The organism is Parafrigoribacterium humi (assembly GCF_040227205.1).
GTDB classification, from domain to species: domain Bacteria; phylum Actinomycetota; class Actinomycetes; order Actinomycetales; family Microbacteriaceae; genus Parafrigoribacterium_A; species Parafrigoribacterium_A humi.
On the sequence record NZ_JBELOA010000005.1, the window covers coordinates 26,553 to 43,759 of the forward strand.

Sequence of the window (17,207 nt, forward strand, 5' to 3'; positions counted from 1 at the left end):
CACCGACGACCCCGCCTACTACTTGGGCTTGGCCTCGAGGCGCGCGGTGTAGTGCATCGTGCCGTCGAGGCGGTCGGCCTGCTTCACGTGCGTCTCGCGCAACAGCACCCATCCGTCGGCGGCGAGCTTTCCGGCCGCGCGCGGCTGTCCGGCGTCGGCGAGCGCACGACACGCCTTCGCGAGCACGCGGGTCAGGCCGTCGACCACATCCGTCGGATCGGCGTCTCGGACATCCGCCTCGTCGTCCGAGTGATGGTGTTCGTGCTCAGCCGACACGGCTGATCGCCACGCGCCAGACGACCGGGCCCTCTTCGAGGTAGTTCCACTCGTAGCGCCCCGGCCACAGCGACTCGCTCTGGTAGCGCAGCGGAAGCGGGTCGTGGTCGTTCACGATCACGAGTTGGCCGTTCGGTTCGAGTTCGCCAAGCTTGCCGAAGATGATGTTGTGGCGCGCGCCGTGAGGCAGTTCGCGCACATCGAGGTCGGTGGACTCGGACGATGCGTCGGGCATGGGGTCTCCTGGTGTGAAAGCTGCGCCTGATCGGCGCAGGTATTTAGATGATAGAACTCCTGCAAAATCCTACGGGCAAAGTCGGGCGGATGACAATGGCCGGATGCGACATCGCACATCCGGCCATTGACGTGAATCGGGGAGACTAACTGCTCACGGTCTCCTTGTCTCGGCTGCCCGCGATCGTGCTCACATCCGTGCCACGCCACTTACCGAGCCCGTTCATGAGGTGGTACACGACGAGCGCGGCGACCGTGCCGATGATGATGCCGCTGAAGCTCGCGCTGCCGGCATGGAGGGTGAAGTCCGCTATCGCGATGATCAGGGCTACACCCGCGGTGAGCTGGTTCTTCGGCTTGCTGAAATCGACCTTGTTCTCGACCCAGATGCGCACGCCGATGATCCCGATGAGGCCGTACAGCGCCGTGGTCACACCACCGAGCACCCCCGGCGGAATGGTGAAGATCACGGCACCGACCTTCGGCGACAGACCGAGCAGGATGGCTACGATGCCGGCCACCCAGTACGCCGCCGTCGAGAAGACCCGAGTCGCCGCCATGACGCCGATATTCTCGCCGTAGGTCGTTGTTGGCGAACCACCGCCGATCGCGCTGATGACGGTCGCGAGGCCGTCGGCGAACAGCGCGCGACCGATCACCGGGTCGAGATCGCGCTCTGTGAGCTGGCCTACACCCTTCACATGCCCGACGTTCTCGGCGATCAGCGCGAGCACGACCGGCAGGAACATCAGGTAGACCGGGAAGTGCGCGAAGTTGAACGTCGGCGTGATGAACTCCGGCAATCCGATCCAGGCCGCCTTCCCGACACCACTGAAGTCGATCTCGCCCATGAGCACCGCGGCCAGGTACCCGACCGCCACGCCGAGCACGATCGAGAGTCGCCCGATCATCCCCTTGAACAACACCGTAATCAGGATGATCGCGAGCAGCGTGATCACCGCGATCAGTGGTGACTTCTCGAAGTTGCCCTTCGCTGCCGGCGCCAGATTGAACCCGATGAGCGCCACAATGGTTCCCGCCACTATCGGCGGCATCGTCGCATTGACCCAGCCGATTCCGGCCACGTGCACGATGATTCCCACCACGGCCAGCAGTGCACCGACGACGAGAATGCCACCCAGGGCCACGCTCTTCCCGTCGGATGCCACTGCCGCGGTGATCGGCGCGATGAACGCGAACGACGAACCGAGGTAGCTGGGCAGTTTGTTCTGCGTGATGATCAGGAACAGCAGTGTCCCGATACCGGAGAACAAAAGGGTAGTACTCGGCGAGAAGCCGGTGAGCAGCGGAACCAGGAAGGTCGCGCCGAACATGGCGACGACGTGCTGGGCGCCGAATCCGATGGTTCTCGGCCAGCTCAACCGTTCTTCGGGCAGGACGATCTCGGAGGCGGCGACATTCTTGCCATCTCCGTGCAACTTCCAGGGGAGTGCCATTCAAGCTCCTTTGCGTTGGTGGGCTTTGCCAGAGAGTATTGCCCGGCGACCTCCATGCGTCAGCGGCTCGCGGGCGCGGGCGTGACAGCTTGAAGGAGTTCTGGCGCGAATCGCGGGCAAACTTCCTTCAATCCCGGCCAATCCGACCAAACGTCCTCCGACCTGAACCGGGCATGCGGCAGGTGGTCCGGCGGCCGCCGCCGCCGAGCATTTAGGCTGGGTCCATGAGTCCTGACGCTGCCTCGAACCGACAGAACGACGCGACCCGGGATGTGCCACTCGGCTCCGGAATCGACCTTGCGGAACTCGACCCCGACATCCGCCCGCAGGACGACCTGTTTCGTCATGTGAATGGCAAGTGGATCGAGCGCACCGCGATTCCGGACGACAAGGCTCGTTACGGCTCCTTCCACATCCTCGCCGAGGAAGCGGAGAAGGCCGTGCGCGACATCATCGTCGAGGCGCAGACCGCCGAGCCGGGAACCGAAGAACGCAAGTTCGGTGACCTCTATGCCAGTTTCCTCGACGAGGAGCGCATTGAGAAGCTCGGTGCCGAACCGTTGAAGCCGCTGCTGGACGAGGTGGATGCGATCGGCGCGGTCGACGGGTTTCTGACCACCCTCGGCCGGCTCGAGCGGCAGGGCACCAACGGCTTCTTCCAACTGTTCGTCGACAACGACCCGGGCAACCCGGAGCGCTACCTCGTCTTTCTTGAGCAGGGCGGACTCGGCCTGCCAGACGAGTCCTATTACCGCGAAGAAAAGTTCGCGGACATTCGCGCCGCATACCTCTCTTTTGTCGAGAAGATGCTCGCGCTCGCCGGAGTGACGGATGCCGCCGCTCGCGCCGCCCGCATCGTCGCGCTGGAGACGGAGATCGCCGCGCGGCACTGGGACAACGTGAAGACCCGTGACAGTGAGGCCACCTACAACCTCACGACCTGGGACAGGGTCGACGGCTTCGACCTCTGGCTCACCGCCCTCGACGTTCCGGATGGCGCGCTCGCCGAGCTCGTGGTACGGGAGCCGAGCTTCGTGACGGGGCTTGCGTCGTTGCTCGATGACGACCACCTCGAGGCCTGGACGGACTGGCTGCGCTGGCAGGTCATCCGCTCGAACGCTGCATACCTGTCGAGCGAGTTCGTCGCCGCCAATTTCGACTTCTACGGCAAGACCCTCACCGGCACCCCGGAACTGCGTGCGCGATGGAAGCGCGGTGTATCCCTGGTTGAGGGATCGATGGGCGAGGCGATCGGACGCATCTACGTCAAGCGGCACTTTCCGCCAGAGGCGAAGGCGAGCATGGACGTGCTGGTAGCCAACCTGATCGAGGCGTACCGGCAGAGCATTCGCGAGCTGTCGTGGATGACCGAGGCCACCCGAGAGCGCGCCCTGCAGAAGCTTGACAAGTTCACCCCCAAGATCGGCTTCCCGGTGAAGTGGCGTGACTACTCCTCACTGTCGATCGACGCGAGCGACCTGCTGGGCAACGTGCGCGCGACCAACGAGTTCGAGTTCCAGCGCGAGCTCGGCAAGATCGGCAAGCCGCTCGATCGCGACGAGTGGTTCATGACCCCGCAGACCATCAACGCGTACTACAACCCCGGCTTCAACGAGATCGTCTTTCCCGCGGCCATCCTGCAGTACCCCTTCTTCGACGAGAGCCGGGATGCCGCGGGCAACTACGGCGCGATCGGTGCGGTGATCGGGCACGAGATCGGGCACGGCTTCGACGATCAGGGGTCGAAGTATGACGGCGACGGACGGCTCACCGACTGGTGGACCGAGGAGGATCGGGCCGCGTTCGAGAAGCTCACGGCATCCCTCATCGCGCAGTACGACGCGCTCGCGCCCCGACAGATCCCCGAGCACCACGTCAACGGGGCGCTCACGATCGGCGAGAACATCGGCGACCTCGGTGGGCTCGGAATCGCCTGGAAGGCCTACCTGATCTCCCTCGGCGACGCGGAATCTCCGATCATCGATGGCCTGACCGGTGCCGAGCGCTTCTTCCTCTCCTGGGCACAGGCCTGGCAGCAGAAGAGTCGTGACGAGGAGGCCATCCGGCTGATCTCGATCGACCCGCACTCCCCCAACGAGTTCCGGTGCAACCAGATCGTTCGCAACATCGGTGAGTTCTATGAGACCTTTGGTGTGACCCGGGCCGATGACCTGTGGCTCGACCCAAGCGAACGAGTGACCATTTGGTAGTTGCCCGAGACAAGGAACGCCGCGAGCGTCTGCGCCTGCCCAGAACGGGGCGCCATCGCGGAGCTGTGGGAGCGGAGAACTTCACCAGCAGTTTCACCGCGCTCGGCAACCTCGCATACGGCGGCGCGCAGGTCTCTGCGAACGTCGTCGACCTGCAGACCGGGGCCACGCTGCTCTCGATAGACGACAGGATCGTGCTGCCGACCGCGGGCATCGGAAAGGCGCTGTTGCTCATCGAGGTGTCTGCTCGCATCACCGAGCAGGACGCCGGCGGCTACGGCATCCTCGACAAGCCACCGGCGGATGTCACGGGTGGCGATGGTCTCTGGCAGAGCCTCCAGGCACCGGCGCTCCCGGTGACCGACCTCGCCGCTCTCGTCGGTGCGACGAGTGACGACCTTGCGACCAATGTGCTGCTGCGCCAGGTGGGGCTCGACTCCGTGCGCACGAGAACGGAATCGTTCGGACTCGCGCGCACGGCGCTGCTCGATCTCGTGCGCGAACGCCGAGGCCCGGATGACGCTCCCCAGCTCTCGGTCGGATCCACCGCGGAGCTCGCATGGCTGTTCTCCGCGCTCTACCGAGGCAACGTCGTCGACTACGTCACGAGCCAGCGCGTGCTCGGCTGGCTCTCACTGCACAGTGACCTGTCGATGGTGGCGAGTGCGTTCGGTCTCGATCCGCTCTCGCACCGCACGATCGACCACGGCATCCAGGTCGTCAACATGACGGGAACCGATGTCGGAGTGCGGTCGGATGTCGGCCTCCTGCGTGGCCCGCGCACCGGAGTCGCGTACGCCGTCACGGTGCAGTTCGCCGACTCAGGGCTGCCGGCGCGCCTGCGAGTACTGGACGCGATGCGCACGATCGGCTATGACCTTCTGGAGTTCGTGCACTGATTATGTACCCCCCCAAGTGGTCACTTGTCCGCAGATGGGGGGACAGATAGGGTTGTCTGCGGTACTTGAGCTGGAGAAACCCGAATCTTCACGCTGACCCCGACTGTGCCATGAAGTATGTCTGGATACCCGTATGTCCCGACCCTGGCTGCCCAGGTATGCGCGCGCCGAGCTGCGTTCTCGTGTCGTTCGATTCTTGCCGAATCACGCTGTGACTCAGCGTGCGGTGTCGCGCAGGTTAGTCGTCATGGCTGCCGCGTTGGCGCTGGCTGGCGGTATGACCCTCGCCGGCGTCACAACCTCTGCGAGTGCCGAAACCACCCCTCCGGCGAGCCCTTCGCCCGGGGGCCCCGTGACGACGCTCGACTCGACCACCGTGACTCCGCCAACAGCGGTCGCACAGACGTGTTCCAGCGAGGGATTGCTGGTCGACGGCTATATCGCCACGAACGGCACCAGCGACATCACCTACACGATCGTGGGTACCGCCCCGAACACCTTCATCAACATCCCGAATGCGCCGGCCAAGTCCGTTGTACCCCCCGGTGAATATCGCGTGACGGTTGCGTCGAAATCAGGAAAGCAGATCGACGGCGACAGCGGACCCTGGCTGCGCACGGTCCAGCCGTTCGCTGGCACCTGCGAGTTCAACCAGCAGCTCCCCACGGATGCTGATTGGACGGCGAACGCACGTGCGACGAGCCAGAGCTGCAGCGCCGGCGGTGTCGCGAGCGGTTACATCTCGGTGGATTTCGTGCAGGAGCCCGGATTCCAGGATCGCGTCCAGTACTTTGTCGGCGCGACAGAACTGACCAGCAGTCGCACTGACATGGCGCCCGGCACCTACACCGTCACTGCGAAGCCGCGAGTAGCCGGCGACGGCGTACAGCCGTCCTCATGGACGGTCACGATTGGTGCAGTCGACGCGGCCATCTGTGGCCAATTGACGACGCTTCCCTTTACCGGCCCGGCCGATGAGGGTGGAGTGCTGATTCTGGCCATCGGCCTGCTGGCTGCGGGCACGGCACTCTGTGTCTCTGTTCAAGCACGGCGGCGTGGAAGCGTTCTGCCCCGCATCAAGTAATGGCCCGCGTCCAGTAATTCAGGGCCGCAGGAACTGGTAGATGCGTACTTCCGAGTTGTCAAAGACTCGAACAAATGCGGAGCTGTGTTCAACGCTCGTCTCGATTCGCCGCATCTCGTTGGCTGAGAGCATCTCGTGGTTCACCGCGTACAGCGTCTGGGCATCCGAGAAGATCAGGTAGATGTGCGGAACCTCGATGGGTGTCAGATATCTCTCGATCGTCTGCCCGGTGAGCTTCGACGGCGGATTTCCAATCGGTGACGTCAGAATCGGTGTACCTGACGCCCACGAGTTGAAGTATGAGTAATGCGGCCCGATCAGCAGCGGGAAGTTGCCGATCATCTGCACCCCGGCGTCACCGTTCGAGATGTGTGTATCCAGCCACTGCGCCGCTGTGATCTCCCTCTTGGGGACGGCATAGTCTGCCTCTGGTTGGAAGTAGATGATCACGAAGAGCGCGACCATGACGGCCAGCGCGGAGGACAATCCGATCACGACACGTCGATAGTGTCGAGTCTCTGACCAGAACAGCCACGCGATGCTGATCGCGTACCAGGGCGCTCCGAACAGGAACACTCGAAGCCGTCCCTCGCCGCCGTAACTTTGTCCAAAGAGCGCGAGGATCGGTGCCACCGCCAGCCAGGCGACCATGACGGTCGTTCCGGTGTTCCCCTTTTGCAGGTTGCGTATCCATCCCAGGGCAGCGAGGAGCACGGTGATGATCGACAGAATCGTTGCGGCTCGTGCGCCGAACACCGCGGCATCGGTGACACGGACCGCCGCACTTGGCGTGTAGGCCACGTTGGCGAAGAGATTGAAACCGCTGAAGAGACCGTACTTGGACTGGACGAATCCCAGGTTCGGTAGGAGGTAGAGGAGTGGAATCACGACGATGCCCACGCTCAGCCAGCGAGGTCGAACGTAGCCCGTGAAGATCAGCGGGAACAGCCCGAGGATGACGAGATAGGGGGTCAGCTGATGGCTGGCCGTGATGACCGCCTGGAGCACGAGAACGGCGACTATGCTGGCGATTCTGAGGCGTCGCTGGGATTGGTCTTCGCGGAGCGACCATCGTTTCTGCTTGGTGCGCTGACGGGACGCAGTGCCTTTCTCCCTTCGTTTCCTTTGCGTGGTTGAGCGTGTAAAGGCACGGGTTATGGGATTCTCGAGCAGGGAGATCCACGGCTGTGGAGTGCTCCTCAGGAACGTCATCACGATCAGGCACATCGACAGGTACAGGGTGTACGCGAACGCCTGGGGTGAGTAGTAGTTCTGGTTGACCCAGTTGCACAGCGAGAACGCGAGCGTGGCGGTCCAGGCCATCCGCGAATTACTGGTCAGTGCGCGCGCTATCCCGAAGACGAGAGCCGCGTCGATGAGCGCGAACAACGGTTCTGCCCAGGTCGCATAGGACAACGGATCCGGGTATCCGGCGATTCGGCCCACGAACGCGCTGACTGCGAACACGCCTGGCCAGCGGTTGTAGATGTCCAGTGATGGATCGATGTGGCCGTAGGCGTCGATATAGCTCGTGACGGCAATGTGCTTATATGTCCAGACGAGGCGCGGTGAGCTCTCGATTAAGTTGGCCGAGCCGTAGATCATCAGGACGAGACTGCCGACTGCCCCGGCCATGTACCAGGTGGGGAATCTCTTCTGCGAGAGGAGTCCCCAGATACATAGGGCCAGCATGATGCCGACCGAGAGATACCAGGTGACGGGGAGAACGGGCAGCAGGCCCCATTTCCCCATGTTGCCTTCATCCGTGATCGCCAGCGACACGAGCCACAGGCTGATCGCGACAATCCCCACCACAACGGGAGCCAGCCCACTGAGTCGCTCCGCGGTGGTTCGTTGCGCGGTCGCGGCAGTGGCCGGCGGTTCGACGGGCTTGTGACGCAGCCGCGGAGTGACGGCGGTGAAGATGGATGTCGCGAGCAAGACGACGACGGCGGTCGGCTGTGGAGCCCACCACCCCGTCCACGCCATGATGAGGCTCAGCACTGCGGTCACCACCGCACTGCTGATTATCGCGACGAAGAGGAGCCCCAAAGCGCTCTTGATGGGTGTGAGCCGCGCCAAGGTCCAGCCCGGAACAGTGAACCACGCCAGAACGATGAACACCGCAAATACAGGGACGCCGATATCAAGAATCACCAGCAGGCCGGCCAGGGCCCCGCAGATCGCGAGGGCGAGCTCGAAGCGGCGCGACGCCAGCCAGTTTCGACCGTTTCGACCGCTGAGAGAGACGGAGTCGTCTGCGAGTGTGTTCATCGCCCTGCACTCTCTCCGATCACACGCTTCTCGCTGCCGTCCGGATTGCATGATTCTTGCGGTGCGGGCAATCGTGAGCTCCGCTTTGCGTCGTCGTCGTCAACACCATAGTTGCCGAGAAGCACATAACGTGCAAAACAGGTCGACTATTCAGGTATTGGCTGCTCACGGAGTGCACGGAGTCGTTTCTTGTCGGACCGTCGCTGTAAGAGGTAGCTGGCCGGCCCCCTGGCAACGGCGAACAACTCGAGCCATCCCACTCGAGAGACCTCGCGATCCCACTCATCGGGCGTCTCGACCCGCGCCACCGCGGAGGGAGCAGGCTTGCGCCAGGCGAGGGAGATGAGGCGTCCGACGGCGTGGGGACTCCGCACGAAGGCCATGCGTGCCGTTCTGGGATTCATTGCCAATTTCGTGAGCCAGGCACCGAGTCCGGTTCCATACCCCCTGGCCTGTACGCGCAGGGCGGCAAGGTCGTCCCTGTGTCGGTGCCAGACAACGGCCGACGGCTGCGTGACGAGGGTACGACCATCGAGTAACACGCGAGTGAACATGTCGATGTCTTCGCCGCCGCCGGTGCGCGTGCCGACGCCGAGAGCCGTATCAAATCCGCCTAGGCTGAGTGCCGCGGTGCGTCGGAGTGCGAAGTTTGCACCGGTGCCGAACTCTCCGATCGAGAACGGGAACATCGGAAGGTCTGCGGGCGGGGTTTCGAGGGAGAACACGCGGGGCGCCAGATTCTTCGACCAGCTCACACGACCGTCGAAATAGCCCTGCGTGCGTGTACGAAGCTCGCCGCTCGGCACGAGTCCCGCGACGCAGTCGACGCCCGGTACACGATCGAAACCCGCGGCCAGCTCGGTCAACCAATGCGGGTCGACGATGACATCGTCATCGGTGAAGGCAACGATCTCGCCGCTGGCGGCGTTGAGACCGCGATTGCGTGCGTTCGAGAGCCCCGGCACAGGTTCTGAAATAAGGGTCACCGAGGGCATCGCGAACTCGTTGCGCACCAGGTCAGCGGTCTCCGTGGTGCGTGACGCGTTGTCTACGACGACGACATCGAAGTGTGGGTAGTCGAGCTCGACCGCGGCCTTCAGTGCTCCGCGCAGATGAGAAGCGCGGTCGCGAGTGCAGATGACCACGGTGACGTGCGGAAGGCGTATGGTGCCAGTTCGCGGAGCGCACTCCGGAAGCGAATCGATTTCACGCACCAGGGTGGCCGGGTCTACGAAGCCGTCCGTCACTTCGACGTCGACGAAGCCTCGAACCTGCGACGCGTCTCTCACCAGCAGCCGAGCCTGCGTGTAGCCTTCTGCATCCTGTAGGTGAACCCGTTCGTGCCCCGCGATGAGCGCGGCATCCACACTGCCCACCCACGACGCCGCTGGCCACTCCGGCCCCTGCGTGCTTGGCATCGCGGGAGACAATTCAATTGTTGACACTCTGCGGCCTTGTCCTGATCGGTCCTGGATACACGGTCACGTCCTGGCCGCCTCGCTTTCAGACACTACCGAAGCGTGTGATCGAGAGCGTGTGATTCCGTAGAGATATCCGAACCCGGCCGCCGCAAGAGAGAGCACAACGGCGTAGGCGGAGGCGAAGCGCCCGTGGAACAGCTCGCGGAACATGGCCTCGGGCAGGATGCGAACTGCGTAGCTTCGTTCGCTCGACAGGGCGTCCTGACGGCCAAGGTCCCGGCTCAACGCGGACTTGGAAACCCCTTCGAAGAAACACCGTCGACGCAGGTAGCGCCAGGTCGTACGATCCGGAGTCACTCGGTGATGAACGATGCTTCGGGGCTCGAAGATCACCTTGTTGCGAGGATCCAATTGACGCAGCTTGATGCACGCCTCGGTTTCTTCGCCGCCGAGGGGAATCTGCCCGATTCGCCCGGTGGCGACGTTGAAACCGCCGATGGCGAGAAGAGGCTCTCTGCGAAAAAGCATCGAGCACCCCACAACGTTGCGCACTTCGGCGCGTTCGGTGGGTTGACCTCGGTACGTGCATCCGACCACCCACAGCAATTCCGGTGGCAGGGTGGCCGAAGGTTTGCCGGTGGGCCATACGGGGACTGCAGCTCCACCCGCACCGACCACGTCGTCATCGTCGAAGCATTCGATCAGCAGGCGAAGCCAGTCATCTGCGGCAACAGCGTCGTCGTCGAGAAAAGCAGCCAACTCGCTCGTCGCCAATTCGAGTCCGGTGTTACGCCCCCCGGAGAGCCCCTGTCTATAGCGATTGGAGACCACTGTGACTTCGGTCGTCTCCCATTGCTTCCGGGCGCGGGCGAGGAGTTCTTCCTCGTGGTCAATGACCACGAGGACCTCGGTCGCATCAGGTTGCGCGCGCGCGGACGTCACCGCCGCGACGAGGTCATCCCAACGTCGCAGAGTGAACGCGCAGATTACAACACTGACCGATGGGTGCTCGGTCACGCTGACTTGAGCGAGAGGTCCGTGGACTTGCTTGGCTTGTGAAGGGTGTGAGCCGGACGCGCGGAAACGACGCCTGGTACCTTCACCACGCGGGACCGCTCCTGCAGGATCGTACGAAGAACACGGAATCCGTCACTGATCGCATTCAGGTTGCTGACTCCGAAGATCCGAAGACGCTCGACACTGGGCACCTCGGTGACAGTGAGATTCGCCGCCTTGACACGGCAGGTGAGCACGGTCTCGATCTCGAAGCCGTCGCCCCAGTGCATACGTCCGTCGGCGAGCTTCGGGAGCGAGACATCGGGGAGATCCAGGTACGGAAGCACACTGGCCCAGAAGGCGTTGTAGCCGTAGCACAGGTCCGTGTAGCGAGTCTTGAGAAGGAGGTTCGTGAGCACGTTCAGGCCAAAGTTGCCGAGCCTGCGGAAGACGGTGATGTCTTCGCTTCCGCCGCCGGCACAAAAGCGGCTTCCCTTGGCAACGTCGGCGCCAGCCATGAGCGCGTCCACGAATGCGGGGATTTCAGTGGGGTCGGCAGAACCGTCTGCGTCAAACATGACGACGACATCGCCGGTGACCGCGGCAAAACCACACGCGAGCGCATTGCCCTTACCCGTGCGGGTCTGGTGAACAACTTCTATGCCGGGCATGACGCGACGAGCCGTCGCAACCGTGTCGTCAACAGAGTTGCCATCAACCAGAATCACTTGGTGGACGGGAGGAAGCTCAGAGAGGATTACCTCAAGATTCTTGGCTTCGTTCATAGCCGGAATCACGATGGAAATTCGCGGGAGGGCGCGCTGATGTAGCTGGACAATTTCGGGCATAGCACTATTCCGTTCGGGTCGGGGGTACTGCACGTTGCCTGGGTGGGACAACCGTCCTTGAATCGGGGTAAGCGATTCATGGGGTAGGACAATCGCAATTCTAGGGCCTGAATGACGCGAATGGCAAGCCGTTTGAGTCGCGGGTGACGATAGTATGACGGTGATGGTCGCGGACGAGTTTGCACCCGGGGCCGGGCCCCGCGACGTCAGCGACTGTGGGGAGCAGTAGGTCGTTGTGAAGAGGCGTAGGAGTATTTGGGCCTGGCAGAAAGCACATGCCGGTGAGGTGTGGTGCGAATGCGGGCATGAACTCAGCGCTCACGAGCATTATCGAAAAGGTTCGGACTGTGCGATTTGCGGGGTGGAGAAGTGCCGCAAGTTCACCCGGTCCCGCAATGGTGGCAAAACCGTCTCGTGAATTTGCGCCCGCCGAGGAGAAGATAGCGTGCAAATAGCTACTGGCTCCTCGATCATTCCCGAGATTATGAGCGTTTCGTGTCTGCCCTAGACCCGGACTCCGCGGATCAGGGATCACACGTCAGATCGCGACTCTTCGGGCGCGGCTTGTTGTACGTCGTCATCTGGTCGCTGCAGTTGGTGGTCGGCACCGTTGTTTCCCCGATACTCGCCTATGTCATGGGGCCGGCGGAGTTTGGTTCCCTTGCCTCTGCTCTTGCACTGTTCCAGGTGCTCAGCGTTCTAGCGATACTCGGAATCGATCAAGCACTCGTACTCCAGCACGCCGAGGACGGCGAGCGAGGTGTCGCGGCCAAAGGCCTGGTCACGGTCGGGATCGTCATTTCGATTATCGTCACGGCGATCTTCATTCTGACTTCCCCCCTCTGGCAGGCATCTCTCGGTTTTTCGCATAACGAGGGGCTCGTCCTCGCCGTGAGCGTCTGGGCAATGCCTGCCGCCGGCGTGCAGCTCACCCTTGCGCTCCTCCTCGCCGAGGATCGACTCCGGCCATTCGCCATCGTGAGCGTCATCGCGGCCGTCGGCGGTCAGGTCGTCGGCGTGCTGTTGCTTGTTCTGGTGGAGAACAACCCGGTCATCTACGTCTGGGGATGCGTCGGAAGTCAGACGGTCGCGATGCTCCTGGGAATCATTGCGGTCAGACCGGCGCTGCGGGGCCTCATCAACTGGCCCGTCACGTGGCGCGCGATCAGACTCGGCGTTCCTCTGGCGCTGGGCGGACTCGCCTATTTCGTACTGAACGCAGGCGATCGCATCGTCATCCAGCGGATGCTCGGTGTGGAGGAAGTCGGTCGATACCAGGTCGCCTATGTCGTGGGCTCGACCGTGATCCTTCTTCTGACATTTACCAGCACGGCATGGACGCCGCGCTTTGCTGCAGTACACAGCGAGAAGGAGCGCTGGCTCCTTGCGGCCGAGGCGCGAGACGAGCTGTACCGCATTCTGATGCCCATCGTTCTGGGGCTTACTCTGGCATCACCCGTGCTTCTGCGAATAGTGGCGCCGCCGAGTTTTCGTCCGGAGTCGCTCACGCTCGTCGTCTTCCTGGTCGCATTGGCCGCGTTCCCCTTTGCGGCAAGTGTCGGTACTGGGCGCTTATTGATCACACTTCGACGTGGAAAGACCATCGGTGCGATCACCGGTGTCGTCGCGGTGGTCAATATCGTTCTCAACATCCTGTGGGTACCGCAGTTCGGTGTCGCGGGCGCTGCTCTCGCGACCCTGGTCTCGTACGGCCTGCTGGCCTTCCTGCAGCTCAGGGTGCTTCCGAAGTCCCCGGAATGGCAGGGCCCATCGTCGAGACTTGTCGTCGGCATCATTGTGACCGTCGCTCTGACCGCCGGGTCTGTTCTCCTGCCCCAAACGCTCGAGTGGAATATCGCGCGCTTCGCGATCGGATTGTGCTGCCTTCCATGGGCGTATATGCGGTTGAAGAGCGCCCGCCAGAATCCGGATCTGCGCGCCGACAACAATGAAAAGAGTGCGGGGCAGACGAGCCTCCGCATCGTGACGGACGCTCGATGGCTCACGCAGTACGGCGGCATCGAGAAGTCAACCGTTGAAGACACCGCGATGCTCAGCTCTCGCGGCCATGAAGTCTTCCTTCTCTACGAAGAAGACGGACCGCAGCGGGCTGAATACGAGAGGGCGGGCGTCAAGATCTTCGGGCCTGTCGTGTTCGGGCTGGCTCCCAGGAGGATCATCCGAAACTACTGGCGGGCAGCACGAATGGCGAGGCGCCTGAAACCGGATGTCCTCTGGCTGAACCGGTCTGAGCACATCATCTGGGCACAGTTTGTCGCGCGAGTGGCGGGGGTTCCCATTGTTTGTCACGTTCACCAGCTCCCCAATTTCCGCCTCACGCGGTTCCTCTACACGGGGGTGACGAGCTTCGTCGCCGTGTCAGAGTTCATTCGTGACTCGTGGATTGCTCGCGGAATTCCGCCGAGCAAGATAACCGTGGTTCACAATGCGGTGTCGCTCGAGCAATATCCCTTTGGCGGGTCGGAAGAGAAGGCGCTCGTTCGTCAGGAACTCGAGATCCCGAGGGACATTCCCGTCGTCATGTATTACGGGAGAGTTTCCGTTATCAAGGGCGTCCTGACCTTGATAGAGGCGTGGCGGCAGCTGGGGTTCGGTCCGGAGCAGGGCCTGCTTCTGCTCATCGGCTGGGCGCCCGATGAAGAGCAGCAGGACATCCTGCACGCCCTCGAAAGCCTGCCCGCGGGCTCGTATCGCTGGCTTCCCGGCCAGGAGGATGTCGTTCCCTATCTTCATGCCGCCGATGTAGTGGCGGTGCCGTCCATGATTGAAGAGGCCTTTGGACGGGTTGTCATCGAGGCGCTGTCCACGGGGCGGCCGGTTGTTGCGTCCAGGGTCGGTGGCATCCCGGAGATATTGCTGGGGTCGATGTCACGATTCCTGGTACCGGTGGGCGATTCGGCACAGTTGGCCGAGGGCCTTCGTGGCGTGTTGCTGTGGCGGCAAAGGGAGCCCGAGCTTGGGCGCGCAGCACGCGCACTCGTCGAGGAGCGCTTCCCCTACGACGCACATATTGCCCGGTTGGAGCAGATTCTTTTGAGTGCCGGACGAACTCGTTGAGACTCTTCACGCGCTCCGTCAGCGCGTATCCGTTGTTTGGACTGTGCGACGCTTCAACTTAGTATGAGGGCGTATCTATTGTTTGCGTAAAGCTACAAAACGACCCCCTCAGGCTGGACGCAACGTCTCCCCGCAATAGATATGTCTTCCCCGTACCCGAGTGATGGAAGAATTGTGACTGACATTGGACGCATGCGTGTACCCGCACGCAGGGTGATCGCCAGCGTCGCGGCTATTGCCACGCTGCTTGTCGCGGTCCAGCTCAGTTCACCCCAATCGGTGTCGGCGGACGAGTTGTGCTCAGCGGGAGCGGCGCTGAACGTCGTCGCGCACGAAGACGATGATCTCCTTTTCCAGTCCACGACGCTGGTGAGTGACATCGAGTCCGGACTGTGTGTGCGTACGGTCTTCGTCACGGCTGGTGAGGCCGATCATACTGACGCCGCCTATTGGCAGGGGCGAGAGGCTGGTTCCAAGGCGGCGTATGCGCAGATGGCTGGTGTCGCAGACGACTGGACCACGTCTGATGCCGGAGTAGCTGGCTATTCGATCACTATGGAGACACTGGTTGCCGCACCCAAGATATCTCTGGTCTTCATGCGCCTGCCCGACAGTTATGTAAATGGCTGGTATGGCAACAACGCCAACGGTGAAAGTCTGCAGGGGCTCTTCGAGAACACGGTCCCCACGATTCACTCGATCGCGTCTCCCATCCAGAGCTACACGATTGACCAGCTCAGGAACACGCTGACAGAGCTGATGACCAACTTTCAGCCCACGAGCATCAACACCCAGGACTTCGTGGGTCACTACGGCGACAGTGACCACAGTGATCATCACACCGTTGCATATTTGACACTTCAGGCTCAGGCGAAATATGCGGCACCGCACACTTTCACGGGCTATCGGGGTTACGTTATCGAGAGTCAGCCCGCTAATTTGACGCCGTCTCAAATCGCGCAGAAACAGGCCATCTTCTTCACCTATGCCGCTTTCGATCCTGAGACCTGCGACTCCGTTCCGGCCTGTGCCGCCCGGGCGGAGGCGTCGTGGTTACAGCGCCAGTATGAGGCCACCCCGCCAATTTTTGTTCCGGGGTCGAATATCGCAGGATCCGCAGTCGTGCAGGCGAGTTCACAGGATCCTACGCAACCGGCTCTTGCGGCTGTCGACGGCGTCGTCGGAGGCTATCCGGATGACTCCGCGAACGAGTGGTCGACCCTCGGAGGGGGCGCGGGGAGTTGGCTGAGTCTCAGCTGGGCAAGCCCGGTCGTACTCGACCAAGTTGTGCTATTTGACCGACCCAATACCGCTGATCAGGTGACGGGAGGCACGCTGACGTTTTCTGATGGATCGACCGTTGTTGTTCCCGCCCTGACGAATGACGGCAGTGCTGTCCCCATATCCTTCTCGCCGCGAGCCACCAGTAGTGTGCTCTTCACGGTGAACTCGGTCTCGGCCAACACCGTCAATATCGGCCTGGCCGAGATCCAGACTCGCATGCACGAACCGGTTGATCTGGATTCGAGTACGCCTGTGCTCACGGGTGGTGTGAAGGTTGGGCAGACCGTGGGAGTCTCCCCTGGCACGTGGGGTCCTGCGACGGTTGCTTTCGCGTATCAGTGGATGCGTGATGGTGAGCCGATTGCCGGGGCGACGTCGTCGACTTATGTGCCGGTCAATACTGATGCCGGCTCGCTGCTCAGTGTCACGGTGACCGGATCGGCGGACTATTACCTGCCGACGTCCGAATCCAGCGCCGCGACGATGGTCACTGGAGGTACGTTGACTTCCTCTGCGCCGGAAATCAGTGGCTCGGCTGTGGTGGGGGGCGCGGTGTCTGTGTCTGCGGGGGCGTGGGGTCCGGGGTCGGTGTCGTTGACGTATCAGTGGATGCGTGGGGGTGTGGCCATTGTCGGGGCGACGAGCTCGAGCTTTATGCCCACCGTCGCGGATTTTGGTAAGTCCGTCACCGTCGCTGTGACCGGGACGCGAACAGGGTTTGATGCTGTGACAGAGGTGAGCGACGGTGTGACCATCGGCCCGGGCGCGCTGGTCTCCAGCGTCCCCAGTGTGTCCGGCACCATGGTGAGCGGACAGGTCCTGACAGCGAACTCGCAGGTCTGGGGGCCTGGGGCAGTGGATCTGTCATATCAGTGGAAACGGAACGGCGCAGCGATAAATGGCGCAACGGGGAACACGTACACCCTGGTACCCGCCGACGTGTCGTCGGTTGTCACGGTCACGGTGACCGGCATCAAGGTCGGATACGTCTCCAAGTCGCTTTCGAGTGTTTCAACTGATTCGGTTTCGGCGCCCATCTCGCGTGGCGCTGGTGCGGATCGGTATGCGACGTCTGCGGCTATTTCTGCGGCGTCGTTTGCTCCGGGGGTGCCGGTTGTGTATGTCGCCAGTGGTGAGGCGTTCCCT

12 protein-coding genes are annotated in these 17,207 nt (G+C 62.4%); 5 read left to right on the plus strand and 7 right to left on the minus strand.

What is annotated here, in order from left to right:
- Nucleotides 1-18: 18 nt before the first annotated feature.
- The 3 genes from ABUA28_RS09620 to ABUA28_RS09630 all read right to left on the minus strand — a co-directional run bounded on the left by ABUA28_RS09620 (nt 19) and on the right by ABUA28_RS09630 (nt 1,967).
- A complete protein-coding gene (locus ABUA28_RS09620) occupies nt 19-276 on the minus strand; it encodes a hypothetical protein (RefSeq protein ID WP_349903859.1) in 258 nt (85 codons plus the stop codon).
- The gene (locus tag ABUA28_RS09625; RefSeq protein ID WP_349903861.1) at nt 266-511 is read right to left on the minus strand and encodes a DUF2249 domain-containing protein; all 246 of its coding nucleotides are present in this window, start codon (nt 509-511) and stop codon (nt 266-268) included. Before ABUA28_RS09625 ends, ABUA28_RS09620 begins: the two co-directional genes overlap by 11 nt.
- A gap of 145 nt (nt 512-656) precedes the next feature.
- Nucleotides 657-1,967, minus strand: coding sequence for a uracil-xanthine permease family protein (locus tag ABUA28_RS09630; protein ID WP_349903862.1), 1,311 nt, complete (start codon nt 1,965-1,967; stop codon nt 657-659).
- Between the two features lie 224 nt (nt 1,968-2,191).
- On the opposite strand from ABUA28_RS09630, the gene ABUA28_RS09635 reads away from it, so the two are divergent.
- The 3 genes from ABUA28_RS09635 (at nt 2,192) to ABUA28_RS09645 (ending at nt 6,160) form a co-directional block, all read left to right on the plus strand.
- Nucleotides 2,192-4,177 carry a M13 family metallopeptidase gene (locus tag ABUA28_RS09635; protein WP_349903864.1) on the plus strand — a complete coding sequence of 662 codons (1,986 nt, stop codon included), beginning with the start codon at nt 2,192-2,194 and terminating at the stop codon, nt 4,175-4,177.
- Nucleotides 4,171-5,076 (plus strand): serine hydrolase, encoded by a 906-nt coding sequence (locus ABUA28_RS09640; RefSeq protein ID WP_349903866.1) that lies wholly within the window; start codon nt 4,171-4,173, stop codon nt 5,074-5,076. The genes ABUA28_RS09635 and ABUA28_RS09640 overlap by 7 nt, the downstream gene beginning before the upstream one ends.
- A gap of 247 nt (nt 5,077-5,323) precedes the next feature.
- Nucleotides 5,324-6,160: a hypothetical protein gene (locus ABUA28_RS09645; RefSeq protein WP_349903867.1), complete on the plus strand. Its 837-nt coding sequence runs from the start codon at nt 5,324-5,326 to the stop codon at nt 6,158-6,160.
- Nucleotides 6,161-6,178: 18 nt separating this feature from the next.
- Here the strand turns inward: ABUA28_RS09645 and ABUA28_RS09650 are convergent, their stop codons facing one another.
- The 4 genes from ABUA28_RS09650 to ABUA28_RS09665 all read right to left on the minus strand — a co-directional run bounded on the left by ABUA28_RS09650 (nt 6,179) and on the right by ABUA28_RS09665 (nt 11,699).
- Nucleotides 6,179-8,434, minus strand: a complete 2,256-nt coding sequence (locus ABUA28_RS09650) for a hypothetical protein (RefSeq protein ID WP_349903868.1) — start codon at nt 8,432-8,434, stop codon at nt 6,179-6,181.
- A gap of 146 nt (nt 8,435-8,580) precedes the next feature.
- Nucleotides 8,581-9,852: a glycosyltransferase gene (locus ABUA28_RS09655; protein ID WP_349903869.1), complete on the minus strand. Its 1,272-nt coding sequence runs from the start codon at nt 9,850-9,852 to the stop codon at nt 8,581-8,583.
- Nucleotides 9,853-9,915: 63 nt separating this feature from the next.
- A complete protein-coding gene (locus ABUA28_RS09660; protein WP_349903871.1) occupies nt 9,916-10,872 on the minus strand; it encodes a glycosyltransferase family 2 protein in 957 nt (318 codons plus the stop codon).
- A complete protein-coding gene (locus ABUA28_RS09665) occupies nt 10,869-11,699 on the minus strand; it encodes a glycosyltransferase family 2 protein (protein WP_349903873.1) in 831 nt (276 codons plus the stop codon). The genes ABUA28_RS09660 and ABUA28_RS09665 overlap by 4 nt, the downstream gene beginning before the upstream one ends.
- A 495-nt stretch (nt 11,700-12,194) precedes the next feature.
- Here ABUA28_RS09665 and ABUA28_RS09670 point away from each other — a divergent pair, with 495 nt between their 5' ends.
- Both ABUA28_RS09670 and ABUA28_RS09675 read left to right on the plus strand, forming a co-directional pair.
- Nucleotides 12,195-14,777: a glycosyltransferase gene (locus ABUA28_RS09670; RefSeq protein WP_349903875.1), complete on the plus strand. Its 2,583-nt coding sequence runs from the start codon at nt 12,195-12,197 to the stop codon at nt 14,775-14,777.
- Between the two features lie 213 nt (nt 14,778-14,990).
- Nucleotides 14,991-17,207, plus strand: a 2,217-nt coding sequence (locus ABUA28_RS09675; RefSeq protein ID WP_349903877.1) for a DUF7402 domain-containing protein, incomplete at its 3' end; no start/stop codon positions are given.